This window comes from Bradyrhizobium sp. CCBAU 051011, assembly GCF_009930815.1.
In the GTDB taxonomy this organism is placed as follows: domain Bacteria; phylum Pseudomonadota; class Alphaproteobacteria; order Rhizobiales; family Xanthobacteraceae; genus Bradyrhizobium.
The window spans coordinates 7,106,315-7,121,807 of record NZ_CP022222.1 but is presented as its reverse complement, the minus strand read 5'-3'; the positions used below and the strand labels follow the sequence as shown (position 1 = coordinate 7,121,807).

Sequence of the window (15,493 nt, the reverse complement as noted above, 5' to 3'; positions counted from 1 at the left end):
CAGCCGACGCCGCGCGAGTCAAAGCGAGTTGCAGCGGCGATAATCTGAGCAGGACCGAAACGATGATCGAGAACATGGCGGACGGCGAAGGGAAGATCGCCGCGCAGAAGGAAATCGCGGCTGCCCAGGATGCGATGCTGAGCGGCAAGGCTGGCGCCTGCGCGGCTCATCTGAGCAAGGCGATGCAAGCGAGCGCGTGAAATAGAGCGTGGCAAAGGGCCGGTTATTGCGGCCGGGGCCCTTTGAGTTTGCTAGGGCGCGCGCGAAAGCTGCGTTGCGAAAGCTGCGATGGTCTTGGCGTAGACCTCGCTCTTGTTCCACTCCTTGATCGCAGCGAAATTGGCGCTGCCGGGCTCCCACTCTTTCCCGCGCTGCCAGCCATGGTTGGCGAGGAAGTTCGCGGTCGAGGCCAGCACGTCCGGCGGGCTGCGCATGAGATCGCGGCGGCCATTGCCGTCGAAATCGACCGCGAATTTGATGTAGGACGAGGGCATGAACTGGGTCTGGCCGATTTCGCCGGCCCAGGCGCCGCGCAGATCCTGTGGCGCGATATCGCCGCGCTCGACAATGCGCAGCGCATCCATCAACTCCGCCTTGAACAACTCGGTGCGCCGGCAATCATAGGCCAGCGTCGCCAGTGCGCGCAGGGTCGAGAATTTTCCAATGTTGACGCCGAAATCGGTTTCCAGGCCCCAGATCGCCACCAGCACTTCGCCTGATACGCCATAGGCCTGCTCGATACGCCCGAGCACCGAGCCGTATTGCTTGAGCATGTTGGAGCCGCGGGTGAGCCGGGGCGGAACCATGCGGCCGGAGAATTCCTCAAAACTCTGGCTAAAAACCTTCTGCGATTGATCGCGGGCCAGCACGCTCTTGTCGAGCGTGACGCCGGACAGGCCGGCCTGGATGGCGGACGCCGATATTCCCTTGGCTGCCGCTTCCTTCTTGAAGTCTTCCAGCCAGGTTTCGAACGAGCCCGTGCCGCAGGGCGCGGCGAGTGCAGGCGCCGCAGAACTCAGTAACAGGGCGCCCAAGGCGAGAGCGCGCAGAGACAGGCGAGAGGTCATCGTGCCGTTCGCTCCACGATCGATGCGTCATCGAGGTTAGTGTCAACGTCACGCCGAATGTTCGAAGCAAGATCGGCCAAAACAAGGCTCAAATCGTGGCCCTGGATGCTATTCCGTTGAACATGCTCAATTCATCGTTAGTGAGCGGTGAACAGCCAAAACGCCGGTCGGATCGACCGGCGGTTTGATTGATCAGGTTCCCTGCAGCCTAGGCGCCGTCCTTGCGCCGCCAGGGGAACAGGTTGGCCGGGAAATCGGCGGCCGGCTTGCGTTCGCGGTGCGCGCGGGGCGGAAGCGGCTGTGGATTGAGTTCCGGCTCGATCGTCTCTCGATAGAGATGCCAGGTGGCGTGACCGAGCAGCGGGATGACGACAGCCAGGCCCAGGAAGCACGGCAACGTTCCCACGACCAGCAGCGCCGCGACAATCAATCCCCATGCCGCCATCGGCGCGGGATTGCGTGCTACCGCGCGCAGCGAAGTCACCATCGCGTCGCCGGCGCCGGCATGGCGGTCGAGCATCAGCGGGAAGGAGACCACGCTGATGCAAAGCGCGACGAGCGCGAACAGGAAGCCCACGCCGCAGCCAACCACGATCAGCCACCAGCCTTGTGACGTGGTCAGCACGCGCGTGACGAAATCGGAAATGCCGGTCGCTCCCGCATAGCCGAACGCGGCGATGTAGATCGCCTGCGCGGTGGCCACCCAGGTCACGAACAGGGCCAGCAGCAGGACGCCGAGCCCGAGCATCGCGCCGAACGACGGCGAGCGCACGACTTCGAGCGCATCCCAGGCGGTTGCCTGTTCACCGCGTTCGCGGCGGCGGCTCATCTCATAAAGACCGACTGCCGCAAACGGACCGATCAGGGCAAAGCCGGCGGCGAGCGGAAACAGCAGTGGCAGCACGGAATAGCCGAGCACAGCGCGTGCCAGCATCAGTCCGAGCACGGGATAGATGACGCACAGAATGATAGCGTGAGTTGGTACCGCCTTGAAATCTTCCCAGCCGCGCTGCAAGGCGCGATGGAGATCTAACAAGCCGATGGTTCGGATGACTGGCGCGGCAGCACGATCGGTTACGCCCTGCGCCATTGATGTGACATTGCCGTGAAAGGTGGCCATGGTCGCTGTCTCCCTGGCGGTCGCATGGTGCGCCTGTCGAAAGACGCAATGCGCCGTTTCATAAAATGATCACGATCAGGCCAGCCGCGAAGACAGAGGGATGGAACTGGCATGTCGCGAACCGAGTCATCAGCGTACTCTCAAACAGCGACAAAGGCACTCACGCTTAGGTGAATGTTTCATTGGCAAGCTTCTTCGGTCTGGCTAGACTTGCCGGTGATCCGGCGTGGTGCTGCCGGTCGAAAAGTCGGCGGCGACTTAAGCCCATCCTCAAGTCATTGGGAGTGAACGATGAGCATTTTCGGAAAAATCATGAGCGCGATCTTCGGTAGCAAGGCAGGCGCCGCGCCGGCGGGCGGCGGCGCGGCCGCGGGGACCGGATCGTCCGGTGGGGCTGCTGCTGCACCGGCGGCCGCGACTGTCGACGTTGCGCCCATCCTTGACAAGGCGGTCGCTGCCAAGGGAGAGAAGCTGGCGTGGCGCACCTCGATCGTCGACCTGATGAAGGCGCTCGACATCGATTCCAGCTTTGCCGCGCGCAAGGATCTCGCGAAAGAGCTCGGCTACACCGGCGACAGCAACGATTCCGCCAGTATGAATATCTGGCTGCACAAGCAGGTCATGGCCAAGCTGGCTGCCAATGGCGGCAAGCTGCCGCCTGATATCAAGCACTGAGCTTCGTCCAGACCGACCCGAAAGGCCCGCGGTGACGCGGGCCTTTTTGTTTGCGGATGGCGGCACCGATCATCGAACGCGGTGCATTCCAGCTTTGCAATGTACAACGCGCAAAACATGTCCACCTCGGCTCGAAAAGGCGGTAGATACGCATCCGGCAACAAGAGAAAAATACAAAATACAAGGAGGACGCCGATGAGCAACGTCGATCGCAGGACCATTTTGGCAACGGGTGCGCTGGTGCTGGCGGGCACTGCGGTGCAGAGCGGCGCGGCCGATGCGCAGGCTGGCCCCAAATCGATTTTCCCGGTGGGTACGACGACCATCCCGATCGCGGGCGAGACCGACGTGTTTCCGGTGCGGCGCATTTATTGCATCGGCCGCAACTATGCCGCGCATGCCCGCGAAATGGGCTCAGACCCCAATCGCGAGCCGCCGTTCTTTTTCCAGAAACCGACCGATGCGATCCAGAATGTCGCCATCGGAACGGTCGGCGATCATCCCTATCCGACGCTGACCAAGAACTATCACTACGAGGTTGAACTGGTGGCGGCGCTGAAATCCGGCGGCACCAGCATTTCACCGGAGCAGGCGCTCGACCATGTCTACGGCTATGCGCTTGGCCTCGACATGACGCGGCGGGATCTGCAGCGGGCGATGGGCGACGAGAAGAAGCCGTGGGAAATCGGCAAGAGCTTTGATCGCTCCGCGGTACTTGGGCCTATTCATCCCGCAGCCAAGACCGGCCACTTCACCAAGGGCGCGATCTCGCTGGCGGTGAACGGCACGGTCAAGCAGAACTCCAACCTGCAGAACATGATCTGGAACGTGGCCGAGCAGATCTCCAAGCTTTCGGAAGCTTTTGAGCTCAAGGCCGGCGACATCATCTATTCCGGCACGCCGGAAAATGTCGGCCCGGTGGTGAAGGGCGACGTGATCCTGTGCAAGCTCGAGGGCCTGCCTGATATGTCGATCCGGATTACGTAGGGCGCACGGGAAGCCCGGATGGACTTATCCCGGATTGTGCTTCGCTCCATCCGGGCTATGACGACGTCACGCCGTCAGATCGGCGAATTCCGGATTTCTGCGCAGGTAATCGACGACAAAACCGCAGCCGGCGATGACCTTGCGCCCGTCGGCGCGGATCAATTCGAGCGCGCCCTTGATTAGTTCGGAAGCGATGCCGCGGCCCCGCAGTGCGCGGGGCGTTTCAGTGTGGGTGATGACGACCGCCGAGGGCGTGACGCGATAGTTGGCAAACGCCACGGCGCCGTCGACGTCGAGTTCGAAGCGGTTTTGGGTCTTGTTGTCGCGGACGGCGGCCATGCGGCGATTCCCGGATGAGTCACCCTGTTATGTAGGGCATGAACCCGCCGATGCAAACCGGCGACGAAGGAGGAACTGGCTCGCTGGGGATTGGCTGATATGCGTATCGTGACCTGCCTGACCGCTTCGCTACTTGGCGCAGCCGTGACGTTGGCGCAATCGCCCGCCGCGTCCGCAGAAGATGATCAGACCTGGCAGGCTTGCGTCAGCATCACCACGACGCCGGACGACAAGGTGGCCGCGTGCGGCGCTGTCATCGATGCCAAGCGCGAGACCGGCAAGAGGCTTGCGGCCGCGTACTGTTTCCGCGGCCATGGGCTGACCGAGAAGCGGCAACTCGACGCCGCGCTTGCCGACCTCAATGAATCGATCCGGCTCGATCCGACGTCGGCCTGTGCACTCACCAATCGCGGCCGTGTCTACGCCTTCAAGCGCGATCTCGACCGTGCAATGGCCGATTACGACGAAGCGCTCCGCATCGATCCCGCGTTCGCGCTGGCCTACAACAACCGCGGCGACGCCTGGTTCAACAAGGGTGAACTCGATCGCGCGATCGCCGATTTCAGCGCCGCCATCAAGCACAATCCGACGTTTGCGACAGCCTACGGCAATCGCGGCTATGCCTATCACCGCAAGCGCGACATGACCCGCGCGCTGGCGGACTACACCACGGAGATCAAGTTCAGACCTACCGTGCTGGCCTACATCAACCGCGGCAATGTCCATCGCGACAGCGAACAGCTCGACCGTGCTGCCGCCGATTACGGCGAGGCCATCAAGATGGCGCCGACGGACGCGCGCGGCTGGCGCAACCGCGGCATGATCAGGCTGTTCCAGGGCGATACCAAGGGCGGCCTGGCCGATTATGACAAGGCGCTGCAATACGACCCGGCCGACGCCTATTCCTGGAACAACCGCGGTCAGGCCAGGATGCGGCTCGGCGACAAGGCAGGCGCGATTGCGGATTTCCGCAAGGCGCTGGAAATCAGCCCAAACCTGCGCACCGCCAGCGAGAGCCTGCAACGGTTGGGTGCGGCGCAATAGCGGTCGGATACGGTTCCCGCCCGCAAGATCTCTGCAGGCGGACCTTGCAGCGGTGGGCAGCGTTCCTACGTCTTTTGGATGACATACGCCGCCGAAGTGGCCGGGTCTGGATCGATATCGAACTGTGATCGCGGCCGCCGACGTATGCCTCTTTTTCCTAGGGGAGGTCTACAATGTCGGGCATTCATTTCTTCAGCAAGCATCGCACGTGGGAAGACTGGCTCGGCATGCTGCTTGGCGTGCTGATCGTGGTGTCCCCTTGGTTTCCGTTCTCCAATCATGACGTGATGGACTCAGAACGCAGCACCATGATCCTCAATACATTCGTGGTCGGCATGCTGATCTTCGGACTGGCCCAGCTCGAATATGTCGCGCTGCAGCGCTGGGAGGAGGTGGGTGAAATCGCGCTTGGCCTCTGGCTGATCGCGTCGCCCTTTATCTTTGGCTATTCCGGCGATGAGACGCTCCGGATCTGGCACGCCACGCTGGGCGGAATCGTTGCCCTGCTCGGTGCGCTGCAGCTCTGGCAGGACTGGCGCCTGAGTGACCAGGAACTGGCCAACCATCCGCAGTAAAATTCCGAGGGAGGGCCTGCCGGCCTCACACATGGCCGGCGGGCCCTCGATTTCAACCTAATATTTGAATGAGTCGAGGAGCAGGGCGCGAACCGACCAGGGGGTGCCATCGACGGCGCCCTTGATGTCATCGATCTTCCATTGGCCGGCTTCACGGACGAAATCGTAGCGGATGGTTTTGTCGGCCGGGTTGGCGCGTGCATCCCGCTGATGAGCTTCGATCGTGACGGCCATGGTCGTCTTGTCGCCGTCCTGCTTCTCGGCAACCACCTTGAACGATTTCACGTCCGGGTCCTGTGAATTGGTGACGGGGTCGAACCCCACCGGTCCGCCGTCGCCCTTCTTCGTGCGGGTGTCCGCCTTGGCCCATAGCGCAATCAGCGATTTCGACAGGTATTTTGCTTTCGCCGCCTTGTTCTCGATGACGAACGTGCCGCCGCCATCGCCCTTGCCCTTGGCCACGCAGGTATAGACCGCGGTGAGAATGCCGGCCGGATCGTCGGCGGCGCGCGCGTGATGCGGCAGGGCAGCGGCCAGCACGAGGACTGCGCCCGATACGATGAGGTTTCGGCGGGCAATCATTTGGTTCCTCAAATCGTTGGGGCGGGTTATGGACGGGAGAGCCTGGCTGGACCATGCTGAGCATGACGCCGGCGGCAGACCATTGGTCGCCTGGCCGTCTGTTATCGTTCGAATGAGGTATTCGATGTCCGCGTTGCGATGCGTAACCATTTACTGGCGCGGCCCGCAGGGGGCTGCTGGGGCTGTCCTCCGATGACCGGGGCCGAGACCATGGCCAATCCGCGGGGCGGACTGGCGCGGATGTCGCGCCGGGTGATGAACCTTGCGCATCTGCTGACCCAGAATGCCCGCCGCCACGGCAACCGCACGGGCTTCATCTGGGGTGAGAAATCCTGGACCTGGCGCGAGATCGATTCCGCCGTATCGGCGCTGGCGGCAGGCCTCGCCGCGCGTGGGGTCGTCAAGGGCGACCGCATCCTGGTCCATTCCAGGAATTGCGACGAGATGTTCTGGTCGATGTTCGCGGCCTTTCGCCTTGGTGCGGTCTGGGTGCCCACGAATTTTCGCCTGATGCCGGACGAGGTCGCCTATCTCGCCAGCGCCTCCGGCGCCAAGGCGTTTTTGTGCCATGGCGATTTTCCCGATCATGCCACGGCGGCTGCCAATCCCGCGCTCGAATTCATCTGGCGGATCGGCGAGGGCACCCTCGGCGAGCGGGCGGTGAGCGACGTGATCGCGGCGCAGGCTGGCGCAAGGATCGAGAACGCCGCGGTCGATTACGACGATCCCTGCTGGTTCTTCTTCACCTCCGGCACCACGGGACGCTCCAAGGCAGCCGTGCTCACCCACGGCCAGATGGCTTTTGTGGTGACAAACCATCTCGCCGACCTGATGCCGGGCACGACGGAGACGGATGCCTCGCTGGTGGTCGCGCCGCTGTCGCATGGCGCCGGCGTGCACCAGCTCGTGCAGGCCGCGCGCGGGGTGCCGACCATCCTGCTACCCACCGAAAAATTCGACATCGCCGAGGCGTTCCGGCTGATCGAGGCGCACCGCGTCAGCAACATTTTTACCGTGCCGACCATTTTGAAGATGATGGTCGAGCATCCCGCGGTCGACAAGTTCGATCACTCCTCGCTGCGCTTCGTGATCTATGCCGGCGCGCCGATGTATCGCGAGGACCAGAAGGCCGCGCTAGGCAAGCTCGGCAAGGTGCTGGTGCAATATTTCGGGCTCGGCGAGGTCACCGGCAGTATCACTGTCATGCCGGCCAATCTGCACGACGTCGAGGACGGCCCGCAGGCCCGCATCGGCACCTGCGGCTTCGAGCGCACGGGGATGCAGGTCTCGATCCAGGGCGATGACGGCCGTGAGCTCAAACCGTTCGAGACCGGCGAGATCTGCGTGATCGGGCCCGCGGTGTTTGCCGGGTATTACGACAACCCCGAAGCCAACGCGAAAGCGTTCCGCGACGGCTGGTTTCGTACCGGCGATCTCGGCCACATGGACGAGGAGGGTTTTGTCTACATCACCGGCCGCGCCTCCGACATGTACATCTCCGGCGGCTCCAACATCTATCCGCGCGAGGTCGAGGAGAAGATTCTCACCCATCCCGCGATCGGCGAGGTCGCAGTGCTCGGCGTGCCCGACCCGTTCTGGGGCGAGGTCGGCGTCGCAGTCTGCGTCGCGCGAGAGGGCGCTGCCGCCGTGAGCGAAGCGGAGCTCGCCGCATTCCTGACGCCGAAGGTGCCGCGCTACAAGATGCCGAAGCGCTTCTTCTTCTGGGAAGCGCTGCCGAAATCCGGCTACGGCAAGATTCCGAAGCGGCTGGTCCGCGATGAACTGGAAGCGCGAGGACTGCTTGAGCTCATTTCCAAGACGGGTAGCTGAGCCGATGCGAAGCATCGAGCAGCCCGGGCCGCCCGCGCCCGAACGCATCCAATGGGTCGCGGCGCGGGGACGGGCGTTTTCATTTACACTTGAGGCCGGTCTGCCGCTGCTGGAAGCCGCACGCCGCGGCTTTGCGGCGGCCGGTTTTTCCGGCGGCGTGTTGAGTATGCGGGGAGGGGCGCTCGGCCCGTTCGCCTATGTGATGCCGGCGCTATCGAAGACCGGCGCCAATGCGGCGTTCTACAGCGATACGTATCGGCCCTCCGGCATCACGCGGCTGAAGTGTGGGGCGATGACGCTTGGCGAGCGCGACGGCACGCCGTTCTTTCATTGCCACGGGCTGTGGACCGAGACCGACGGCCATCTGCACGGCGGCCACATTCTTCCCGAGGAGAGCATCGTCGCCGAACCGTTCGCGGCGGAAGCGTTCGGCATCGACGGCGCTGTTTTCACGGCCGAGCCAGACCCCGAGACCAATTTCAAATTGTTCGGCCCGGTGGCGCGCGCGAGCACGGATGTGAAAGCTGAGAGCCGCGCGTTTGCACTGCGGCTGCGGCCGAATCAGGATTTTGCCGCCGCGCTGGAGACCTTCTGCCGGCAGCACGGCATCCTGCGCGCGCGGATTCACGGCGGCGTAGGCTCCACCATCGGTGCGCATTTCACCGACGGCCGAACGGTAGTGCCGTTTGCGACCGAGCTTGCCATCAAGGCCGGCATGATCGCGCCCGGCGCCGACGGCACGTTGCACGCGGAGATCGATATCGCACTCGTGGATTATCTGGGCGGCATCGCCGAGGGCCGGCTGATGCGCGGCGATAACCCGGTACTGATGACGATGGAGCTGGTGCTGGAAGTGGTTTGAGTGTTTCGTGATGCCGTAAGGTGGGCAAAGGCGCATTTGCGCCGTGCCCACCTTTCTTTGCGGACCGAATGGTGGGCACGCTTGCGCTTTGCCCACCCTACAGTTTCTCGGCTTACCTGAAGTGATAGTTCACGCCGACCTTGATGGTGTGGAAGTCGAAGTTGCCGGAATCCAGCGGGATGCCGCCCAGATTGTAGGTTTCGCCGCCGAGGCTCGTGTACATGTACTCGCCCTTGGCCGACCAGTTCGGCGTGAACATGTATTCGAGGCCGCCGCCGATGGTGAAGCCCGTATGAGTCTGGTTATCCGAGAACGTCTGCCCGATCGCTGAAATGGAGGCCTTGTTGTTGGCCCAGGCATAACCGCCCTTGGCGTAGAGCAGGGCTGCATCGAGCGCAAAACCGGCGCGGCCGGTCACGCTGCCGAATGAGTTGATCTTGGTTTCGGAGGTGACCAGAAGCCCGCCGCCAAGATCCTCGGTGACGCTGTCCTTGATGCTGGCGCCGGCGGCGTCGACTTCGATACCGAAGACGAACTGGCTGCCGGGGAATTGCCAGTTGTAGCCGATCGTGCCGCCGCCGAAGCCGCCGCTGCCCGCATCAGTCTCCCAGCCATAGCCGCCCATCGCGCCGATATAGAAGCCGGACCAGTTGTACGCCGGAGACACCACCGCCGGCGCCGGACCCTTCGTGTAGGGCCGCGCCCGCAGGTCGGCGGCCGAGGCCGCGGTGGCGGCCGACAGAATGGCTGCACCAGCTAGAAGTAGTCGTTTCATAGTTTGTCCCCTGTAGTTGAACACTCGTATAATCCCCTGCAGGCCCCCAAGAGCGGACCGATTGCACCGGCACGGTGACGTAAGGTTCTGGAAGTGAGCGCGAACGCGCCCCGAAAGAATCGTCCGCAAGCGACGTTTGTGCGGATGTGAGAACGTCGTTCGCAGGATTAACCATACGACATGTATGCCGGCAAAAATTGGACCGAAGCACGTCCGCTCATTGGCGCGAGCAGGTTGCTATTTCGACAGCGATGCGGCGACGTGTGGCGCAGAATGCGTTCTCGAAATGCGCGAGAGGTGACACGATTGCGTTCGATCGGCATTGTGTTCGCGCATGCGAATGTTGGTACGCACCGGCCTATCCACGTCATTGCGAGCCAACGGGTCGCGCGAATGCGCGCCCGATGACAGGCTCCGCGAAGCAATCCATCTTTGCGCGCATGAGGTGACAATGGATTGCTTCGCTTCGCTCGCAATGACGGGTGGATAGAGTTTCGCGAGCTCGCGACACGTTTGCTAACGATTGCCTCACCTGCGCCGGCGCACATGGACGTTGATGTCGAGATCGATATCGCTGACGCAAGTCTGTGTCGTGCGATGCGAGCTGCCCTCATGCCAGCGGCCTGTGCGCGTGCGGGCGTTGCTGACCTCGGCGAGTTTCAGGCAGCGCCATTGCGGCAGCGGACCACTGCTTTCGCCGGCGAACTGCCAGGCCAGCACGACCTCTTCGCCCCGTCGATTGGTGCCGATGATATGCGGGCAGAGTTCGCGGCCGCGGCCGCCGTAGCGGCAGACGACCTGCTGCCCGGAGAGGATGGCGTTGCGGAAGATTGCATAGGTGGCGCTTTGCACGGGGTGGCGTACCATCTAGGATTGTACGGTATTGGCTGTATAACCGTTACGAACGACTTTGTTTCCAGAGAACCGAATTCATGGCCTCCCGACGCAATCGTCCGATCAACCTGCCGGCGCCGTATCTCAAGCGCGTCTGGCTCGAGCCGTCACGGATCACCAACCGCGAGGCCTATCCGTTCTGCCTCCCGTTGCTGCGCGACGATTTCGAGCTGAGCTTTGACCGGGCGATCACCATCATCGTCGGCGAGAACGGGACGGGCAAATCCACCTTGCTCGAGGGCATCGCCGTGCTCGCCGGCTATGACGAAGCCGGCGGCGGCAAGGGGTACATGACAGTCGACCACTCCTGGGCGTTGGAAAAAATGGGGGGACAATTGTCCAACGCGTTGCGGGCGAGCTGGCTACCCAAAATCACCAATGGCTGGTTTTTCCGCGCCGAAAGCTTTTTCTCGGTTGCCCGATACTTAGACGAGATGGCTCAGAAATATCCAAAGGGAGGAGGCCCTCCGCCGGACTTCCTGTCTCATTCCCACGGCGAAGGCTTTCTGCGTTTCTTCGAAGAGCGTTGCCAGCGGCAGGGCATCTTCATCTTCGACGAACCAGAATCCGCGCTGTCGCCGGCGCGGCAGATCGAGTTTCTGAAACTGATGCGACGGATGGAGAACGTCGGCCATTGCCAGATCATCATGGCCACGCACGCACCAATGCTGATGGCGTATCCCAACGCGACGTTGCTGCGGCTGACGAAATACGGGCTGGAGCCGGTGGCGGTGCGCGAGACGGACCACTACAAGGTCCTGCGCGAGTTCTGCGATGACCCGGACGGGTTCGTCGAGGCGGCGATCGAGGAGTGAGGGCGTTGCCCTAATGGACATCGCGGAACTACAAAGAATTTTGTCAGACCGTGGGGTGCGGCCGCGCGCGTTTAGTGTCGAGGGAATTGGGGCCGACCACGAGCAGTATCGATTGGAAAGAAGTGGAGGCGTTTGGCGCACCTATTATTACGAGCGCGGAAATATGAACGCCCTTCGTGAGTTTCCCGATGAAGACGAGGCGTGCCGTTATTTTCTTGAGGTGCTTCTCAATGATCCGACCACGCGGCGTTGATGTCCAAGTCGGGCGGGATCGCGCCGAAATCCGGCATTCGCGCGACGCGAGGGGTATCGCTGCGCTCCCCCCATCCTACACAACTGCAGACTTTGTCGCAGGGTGAGGCAGCCACGCCGAGCCCGCTTGTGCTATGATGTCGAATGAACAAGGGAAAGCAGGGAGGACGCCATGCCTCATACCCTGGTGCCCAGCGATCGCGTCGAGCGCGTGAACGTGTACGGGCGCGATGGCACGAAACTCGGCTCGATCGAGCGGCTGATGCTCGACAAGGTGAGCGGAACCGTGGCCTACGCCGTGATCAAGACCGGAGGGCTGCTCGGCAGCCACCATCACTGTCCGATCCGCTGGGACGCTCTCCGATTTGATTCCGCACGCCAAGCCTACCAGACCGACGTGACGCTGGAGGATTTGCGCGCGGGCCCGTCCGAGCTCGATGAAGAGGCCTTCGATTGGGGCGATCGCTCGCGCCCGCATCCGCACTATTGGACGGTGTAGCGACGTCGGGGATGAACGAAATCGCGCCGCGCGGTCGAACGAAGGAAGCGGAATAGCCTGCGCTATTCCGCGTTACGAGCTTTCTGTTACTCTCTGACGAGACCGACGCTCAGGCGACGGCAGAAGCGGCGGGACCGCGCCGCCTATAGGCCATGTAGCCGACACCGGCAAAGCCCAGAATGAGCATGGCCCATGTCGATGGTTCAGGCACGGCGCTGACAGCGCCGAATTGCACATTGTCGATCAGAAAAAAATCGTTGTCGTTCGACGTCACCCTGATTGAATCGAACGCGATGCCGCTAAATCCATAAAAATCATTGGCGGTAGCACCAACGCTCGTCGAGAAGCTTTCGACGATGCTTCCGCCCAACAGCGCCGTAAGGGTGTAACTTGTATCGTTGCTCACCAGCGCAAATGCTGCTGCAGTCTGCAGGTTCGTGAATGCAAGAGTTACCGAAGACTGCGCCGCCGTCGAGGCATCCCAGTTGCCCACGTTGTTACCGACAATGTTGGGATATCCGATCTGCGGCGGCGAACAGTACATCGCGGGGGAGAAGCTCACACCGAACGCGGCAAACGGCATTGCATCCTGTCCGGCGGCGCCACGAACCAGCCTTTTTTAGTGCGAAAATGCATGACGATGTCGCCACCGCGCCGACGCGGGGCCAACAATAGAGTGGGGAAACGACATGAGCGTGACGATTGCGAGGGTGGGCGCCGTGGTGATGGCGCTGGCGATGATGGGGACCGCCTGGGCGCACGGGCCAACCCGCCAGAAGGTGCGGGAATCGATCGAGATCAACGCGCCGCCGGCCAAGGTGTGGGCGGTGATCGGCAATTTCCAGGACATGAGCTGGCTGCAGCCGGTCAGCAAGACCGAGGGCGCGAAAGGCAACGAGATCGAGGCCACGCGGCGGTTGACGCTCGCTGATGGCGCGACCGTCGATGAGGAGCTCTACAAGTACGATGCCGAGAAGATGACCTACTCCTACCGGATCACGGCCGTCGACGTGAAGGTGCTGCCGGTCACCAACTATTCGTCTACCCTGACGGTCACCCCTAGCGCCGACGGCAAGGGGAGCAGCCTGGAGTGGGCCGGCGCATTCTATCGCGGCTTTCCCAACAACGATCCGCCGCCGGAGCTGAGCGATGCGGCCGCGGTGAAAGCGGTTAGCGGGCTCTACCGTGCGGGCCTCGAGGCGCTGAAGAAGAAGGTCGAAAGCGGAAGCTGATCGTGCGGGCCGTTGCCCTGGCGGCGCTCGTCGCCGGCATCGGCTCCGCCTTCGCCGGGCAGGGCTGGGCCGAGGAGGCGTTCGTCACCAACCAGCTCAGCGAAAATCTGACGGTCGTGGATCTCACATCCTTGCGGCCGGTCGCGACCATCGCGATCGGCGGCAAGCCTGCGGGCGTCGCGATCACCCCGGACGGACGCTTCGCCTATGTGACGAGCCCGGACATCAAGGCGCTGACGGTGATCGATGCCGCCGCACGCCGGATCGTCGGCAAGATCGACGTCGGCGGCGGCCCACTCGGTGTCGCCGTGACGCCGGATGGCGCCACCGTCTATGTCGCCGACTGGTACGCCGCGGCGGTGCGGGTGATCGATCCCAGGGAGCAGCGCGTGATCGCAAATATCACGGTCGGCGCATCGCCCTCGGGTCTCGCGGTGACGCCGGACGGGCGGCTCCTGCTCTCGGCGGACCGCGACGCCGACAGCGTGTCCGTCATCGATACCGCAACGCGCGAGCGGCGGGCCGTCGTCAAGGTCGGGACGCGCCCGTTTGGCATTACGATCGATGCCGAGGGCCGGCGCGCCTACACAGCGAATGTCGGCTCGAACGACGTGTCGGTGATTGACATCGCCGAACACAAGGAGATTGGACGCGTGAAGACGGGTTTGCGCCCCTATGCAGTGGCGCTCGCCCAGGGCCGCGGCTTCGTCACCGACCAGTACGACGGCACCGTCAGCGTGTTCGATCTCGCCACGCTGGCGCCGATCAAGCGCATCACCGTGGGCGACTATCCGGAAGGAATCGCGGCGACGGCGGATGGCAGGCGCGTCATCGTGGCGAACTGGGAGAGCAACTCGATCAGCGTGATCGATGCGGCCGAGCTCAAGGTGACAGGCGAGATCAAGGTCGGCGACGGGCCGCGCGCGTTCGGAAGGTTCTTGCGGCGGTAGAGCGAGCGTACTGCGTAGGGTGGGTAGAGCGAAGCGAAACCCACCGTTGGCGAAGGTGATGGGTTTCGCTGCGCTCTACCCATCCTACACGTTTAGGTCATCATCAATGTAAGATTGCGTAGCGCATTGCGTTATGCCATCAGTCGCATTCAAGTCGCCGCTGCTCATGCAGATGCGCGGACGCGCGGTGAAACCGGAGACGTTTCTTATGAATGATTGGATGGCGTTAGCGGCCTCATGGTTGCCGTTCGTAGTGCTGATGGCGGTGTGGCTATGGCTTTCGAGGGGATATCGGGGACGTGGACCGTCCGGAGCCAACTGGGCCGAGCTTTACGAGCAACAGGTCGCGGAGACCCGACGGATGAACGTCTTTCTGGAACGCATCGCAGTGTCGCTAGAGAAGCGCGGGAATTCAGCAGGCAACTGAGCTTGTTTAGGTAGAATGTCGATCGATCAAACGCAGCTAAGCAAGTTCTTGAGTCTCGTCCTGCGTCACAAGCCGGATGCGATCGGGCTTGCGCTGGATTCCCAAGGGTGGGCCAACATCGGAGAACTGATCGACAAGGCCAGTGCCCTCGGCACGAAGTTCGACCGGACAGAGCTGCTTCACGTCGTCGAGACAAGCGATAAGAAGCGATTTTCGGTCTCGGCAGATGGGCTGCGCATTCGGGCAGCCCAGGGGCATTCTGTGTCCGTTGAACTCGGGTTGTCGCCCAAAGAACCGCCGCCGGTGCTGTATCACGGGACAGCGACGCGGTTTGTGGAAGCAATACTTGAACAGGGGCTCAGGCCGCAGGCCCGCCAGCAGGTTCATCTCTCCCGCGATGAAGAGACGGCCCGTCGTGTGGGTGCGCGACATGGCAAGCCGCATATCTTTAAGATCGACGCGCTAGCCATGCATGCGAGTGGCATGAAGTTCTACCTCGCTGACAACGGTGTCTGGCTGACGGATCGAGTGCCGCCGGAGTTCTTGTCGTCAACCGCGGCAGATTAGG

Annotated in this window: 19 protein-coding genes and 1 pseudogene; 13 read left to right on the top strand and 7 right to left on the bottom strand. The window is 62.6% G+C overall.

All coding sequences use genetic code 11. From position 1 onward, the window contains the following. Positions 1-62: 62 nt before the first annotated feature. Positions 63-200: a hypothetical protein gene (locus tag ACH79_RS44415; RefSeq protein ID WP_246738235.1), complete on the top strand. Its 138-nt coding sequence runs from the start codon at positions 63-65 to the stop codon at positions 198-200. A 51-nt stretch (positions 201-251) separates the two neighbouring features. Here ACH79_RS44415 and ACH79_RS33575 read toward each other — a convergent pair whose 3' ends face one another. Continuing rightward, positions 252-1,067 (bottom strand): lytic transglycosylase domain-containing protein, encoded by an 816-nt coding sequence (locus ACH79_RS33575; RefSeq protein WP_161854783.1) that lies wholly within the window; start codon positions 1,065-1,067, stop codon positions 252-254. A gap of 208 nt (positions 1,068-1,275) precedes the next feature. Continuing rightward, the gene (locus ACH79_RS33570) at positions 1,276-2,187 is read right to left on the bottom strand and encodes a DUF2189 domain-containing protein (RefSeq protein ID WP_161854782.1); all 912 of its coding nucleotides are present in this window, start codon (positions 2,185-2,187) and stop codon (positions 1,276-1,278) included. A 291-nt stretch (positions 2,188-2,478) separates the two neighbouring features. Between ACH79_RS33570 and ACH79_RS33565 the strand changes: the two genes are divergently transcribed. Next, on the top strand, positions 2,479-2,862 hold the full coding sequence (locus ACH79_RS33565) for a DUF3597 domain-containing protein (protein ID WP_161854781.1): 384 nt from the start codon (positions 2,479-2,481) through the stop codon (positions 2,860-2,862). Positions 2,863-3,057: 195 nt separating this feature from the next. Next, positions 3,058-3,849 (top strand): fumarylacetoacetate hydrolase family protein, encoded by a 792-nt coding sequence (locus ACH79_RS33560; protein ID WP_161854780.1) that lies wholly within the window; start codon positions 3,058-3,060, stop codon positions 3,847-3,849. 66 nt (positions 3,850-3,915) lie between these two features. Here the strand turns inward: ACH79_RS33560 and ACH79_RS33555 are convergent, their stop codons facing one another. Then, complete coding sequence (locus tag ACH79_RS33555; protein WP_161854779.1) at positions 3,916-4,188, bottom strand: GNAT family N-acetyltransferase; 273 nt, start codon at positions 4,186-4,188, stop codon at positions 3,916-3,918. A gap of 99 nt (positions 4,189-4,287) precedes the next feature. On the opposite strand from ACH79_RS33555, the gene ACH79_RS33550 reads away from it, so the two are divergent. Both ACH79_RS33550 and ACH79_RS33545 read left to right on the top strand, forming a co-directional pair. Continuing rightward, complete coding sequence (locus tag ACH79_RS33550; protein WP_161854778.1) at positions 4,288-5,232, top strand: tetratricopeptide repeat protein; 945 nt, start codon at positions 4,288-4,290, stop codon at positions 5,230-5,232. Positions 5,233-5,405: 173 nt separating this feature from the next. After that, positions 5,406-5,807, top strand: a complete 402-nt coding sequence (locus ACH79_RS33545; RefSeq protein ID WP_161854777.1) for an SPW repeat protein — start codon at positions 5,406-5,408, stop codon at positions 5,805-5,807. Between the two features lie 57 nt (positions 5,808-5,864). Here the strand turns inward: ACH79_RS33545 and ACH79_RS33540 are convergent, their stop codons facing one another. Continuing rightward, the gene (locus tag ACH79_RS33540) at positions 5,865-6,389 is read right to left on the bottom strand and encodes a DUF3828 domain-containing protein (protein WP_161854776.1); all 525 of its coding nucleotides are present in this window, start codon (positions 6,387-6,389) and stop codon (positions 5,865-5,867) included. Positions 6,390-6,581: 192 nt separating this feature from the next. On the opposite strand from ACH79_RS33540, the gene ACH79_RS33535 reads away from it, so the two are divergent. Together ACH79_RS33535 and ACH79_RS33530 are read left to right on the top strand one after the other, a co-directional pair. Then, a complete protein-coding gene (locus tag ACH79_RS33535; RefSeq protein WP_161854775.1) occupies positions 6,582-8,219 on the top strand; it encodes an acyl-CoA synthetase in 1,638 nt (545 codons plus the stop codon). A 4-nt stretch (positions 8,220-8,223) separates the two neighbouring features. After that, positions 8,224-9,081, top strand: a complete 858-nt coding sequence (locus ACH79_RS33530) for a PCC domain-containing protein (RefSeq protein ID WP_161854774.1) — start codon at positions 8,224-8,226, stop codon at positions 9,079-9,081. Between the two features lie 112 nt (positions 9,082-9,193). Here ACH79_RS33530 and ACH79_RS33525 read toward each other — a convergent pair whose 3' ends face one another. Continuing rightward, positions 9,194-9,856 (bottom strand): outer membrane protein, encoded by a 663-nt coding sequence (locus ACH79_RS33525; protein ID WP_161854773.1) that lies wholly within the window; start codon positions 9,854-9,856, stop codon positions 9,194-9,196. 528 nt (positions 9,857-10,384) lie between these two features. After that, positions 10,385-10,723 carry a hypothetical protein gene (locus ACH79_RS33520; protein ID WP_161854772.1) on the bottom strand — a complete coding sequence of 113 codons (339 nt, stop codon included), beginning with the start codon at positions 10,721-10,723 and terminating at the stop codon, positions 10,385-10,387. Between the two features lie 65 nt (positions 10,724-10,788). Here ACH79_RS33520 and ACH79_RS33515 point away from each other — a divergent pair, with 65 nt between their 5' ends. The 3 genes from ACH79_RS33515 to ACH79_RS33505 all read left to right on the top strand — a co-directional run bounded on the left by ACH79_RS33515 (position 10,789) and on the right by ACH79_RS33505 (position 12,316). Then, entirely contained in the window at positions 10,789-11,565 is a 777-nt protein-coding gene (locus ACH79_RS33515) for an AAA family ATPase (RefSeq protein WP_161854771.1), read from the top strand. A 13-nt stretch (positions 11,566-11,578) separates the two neighbouring features. Next, positions 11,579-11,818, top strand: a complete 240-nt coding sequence (locus ACH79_RS33510) for a hypothetical protein (RefSeq protein WP_161854770.1) — start codon at positions 11,579-11,581, stop codon at positions 11,816-11,818. 171 nt (positions 11,819-11,989) lie between these two features. After that, positions 11,990-12,316: a PRC-barrel domain-containing protein gene (locus ACH79_RS33505; RefSeq protein ID WP_161854769.1), complete on the top strand. Its 327-nt coding sequence runs from the start codon at positions 11,990-11,992 to the stop codon at positions 12,314-12,316. A gap of 109 nt (positions 12,317-12,425) precedes the next feature. On the opposite strand, the pseudogene ACH79_RS45245 reads toward ACH79_RS33505, so the two are convergent. Continuing rightward, a pseudogene (locus ACH79_RS45245) lies at positions 12,426-12,539 on the bottom strand (PEPxxWA-CTERM sorting domain-containing protein); the annotation flags it as partial. Positions 12,540-13,005: 466 nt separating this feature from the next. On the opposite strand from ACH79_RS45245, the gene ACH79_RS33495 reads away from it, so the two are divergent. The 3 genes from ACH79_RS33495 (at position 13,006) to ACH79_RS33485 (ending at position 15,492) form a co-directional block, all read left to right on the top strand. After that, complete coding sequence (locus ACH79_RS33495) at positions 13,006-13,548, top strand: SRPBCC family protein (protein WP_161854767.1); 543 nt, start codon at positions 13,006-13,008, stop codon at positions 13,546-13,548. Between the two features lie 2 nt (positions 13,549-13,550). Beyond that, a complete protein-coding gene (locus ACH79_RS33490) occupies positions 13,551-14,498 on the top strand; it encodes a cytochrome D1 domain-containing protein (RefSeq protein ID WP_161854766.1) in 948 nt (315 codons plus the stop codon). Between the two features lie 442 nt (positions 14,499-14,940). Further along, positions 14,941-15,492, top strand: coding sequence for an RNA 2'-phosphotransferase (locus ACH79_RS33485; RefSeq protein ID WP_161854765.1), 552 nt, complete (start codon positions 14,941-14,943; stop codon positions 15,490-15,492). Position 15,493: the final 1 nt, after the last annotated feature.

Coding starts and splice junctions, on each gene's coding strand:
- ACH79_RS33525 (WP_161854773.1), bottom strand. CDS start 9,856: ATGAAACGACTACTTCTAGCTGGTGCAGCCATTCTGTCGGCCGCCACC.
- ACH79_RS33560 (WP_161854780.1), top strand. CDS start 3,058: ATGAGCAACGTCGATCGCAGGACCATTTTGGCAACGGGTGCGCTGGTG.
- ACH79_RS33535 (WP_161854775.1), top strand. CDS start 6,582: ATGACCGGGGCCGAGACCATGGCCAATCCGCGGGGCGGACTGGCGCGG.
- ACH79_RS33570 (WP_161854782.1), bottom strand. CDS start 2,187: ATGGCCACCTTTCACGGCAATGTCACATCAATGGCGCAGGGCGTAACC.
- ACH79_RS33505 (WP_161854769.1), top strand. CDS start 11,990: ATGCCTCATACCCTGGTGCCCAGCGATCGCGTCGAGCGCGTGAACGTG.
- ACH79_RS33540 (WP_161854776.1), bottom strand. CDS start 6,389: ATGATTGCCCGCCGAAACCTCATCGTATCGGGCGCAGTCCTCGTGCTG.
- ACH79_RS33515 (WP_161854771.1), top strand. CDS start 10,789: ATGGCCTCCCGACGCAATCGTCCGATCAACCTGCCGGCGCCGTATCTC.
- ACH79_RS33550 (WP_161854778.1), top strand. CDS start 4,288: ATGCGTATCGTGACCTGCCTGACCGCTTCGCTACTTGGCGCAGCCGTG.
- ACH79_RS33565 (WP_161854781.1), top strand. CDS start 2,479: ATGAGCATTTTCGGAAAAATCATGAGCGCGATCTTCGGTAGCAAGGCA.
- ACH79_RS33485 (WP_161854765.1), top strand. CDS start 14,941: ATGTCGATCGATCAAACGCAGCTAAGCAAGTTCTTGAGTCTCGTCCTG.
- ACH79_RS33530 (WP_161854774.1), top strand. CDS start 8,224: ATGCGAAGCATCGAGCAGCCCGGGCCGCCCGCGCCCGAACGCATCCAA.
- ACH79_RS33520 (WP_161854772.1), bottom strand. CDS start 10,723: ATGGTACGCCACCCCGTGCAAAGCGCCACCTATGCAATCTTCCGCAAC.
- ACH79_RS44415 (WP_246738235.1), top strand. CDS start 63: ATGATCGAGAACATGGCGGACGGCGAAGGGAAGATCGCCGCGCAGAAG.
- ACH79_RS33555 (WP_161854779.1), bottom strand. CDS start 4,188: ATGGCCGCCGTCCGCGACAACAAGACCCAAAACCGCTTCGAACTCGAC.
- ACH79_RS33575 (WP_161854783.1), bottom strand. CDS start 1,067: ATGACCTCTCGCCTGTCTCTGCGCGCTCTCGCCTTGGGCGCCCTGTTA.
- ACH79_RS33545 (WP_161854777.1), top strand. CDS start 5,406: ATGTCGGGCATTCATTTCTTCAGCAAGCATCGCACGTGGGAAGACTGG.
- ACH79_RS33495 (WP_161854767.1), top strand. CDS start 13,006: ATGAGCGTGACGATTGCGAGGGTGGGCGCCGTGGTGATGGCGCTGGCG.
- ACH79_RS33510 (WP_161854770.1), top strand. CDS start 11,579: ATGGACATCGCGGAACTACAAAGAATTTTGTCAGACCGTGGGGTGCGG.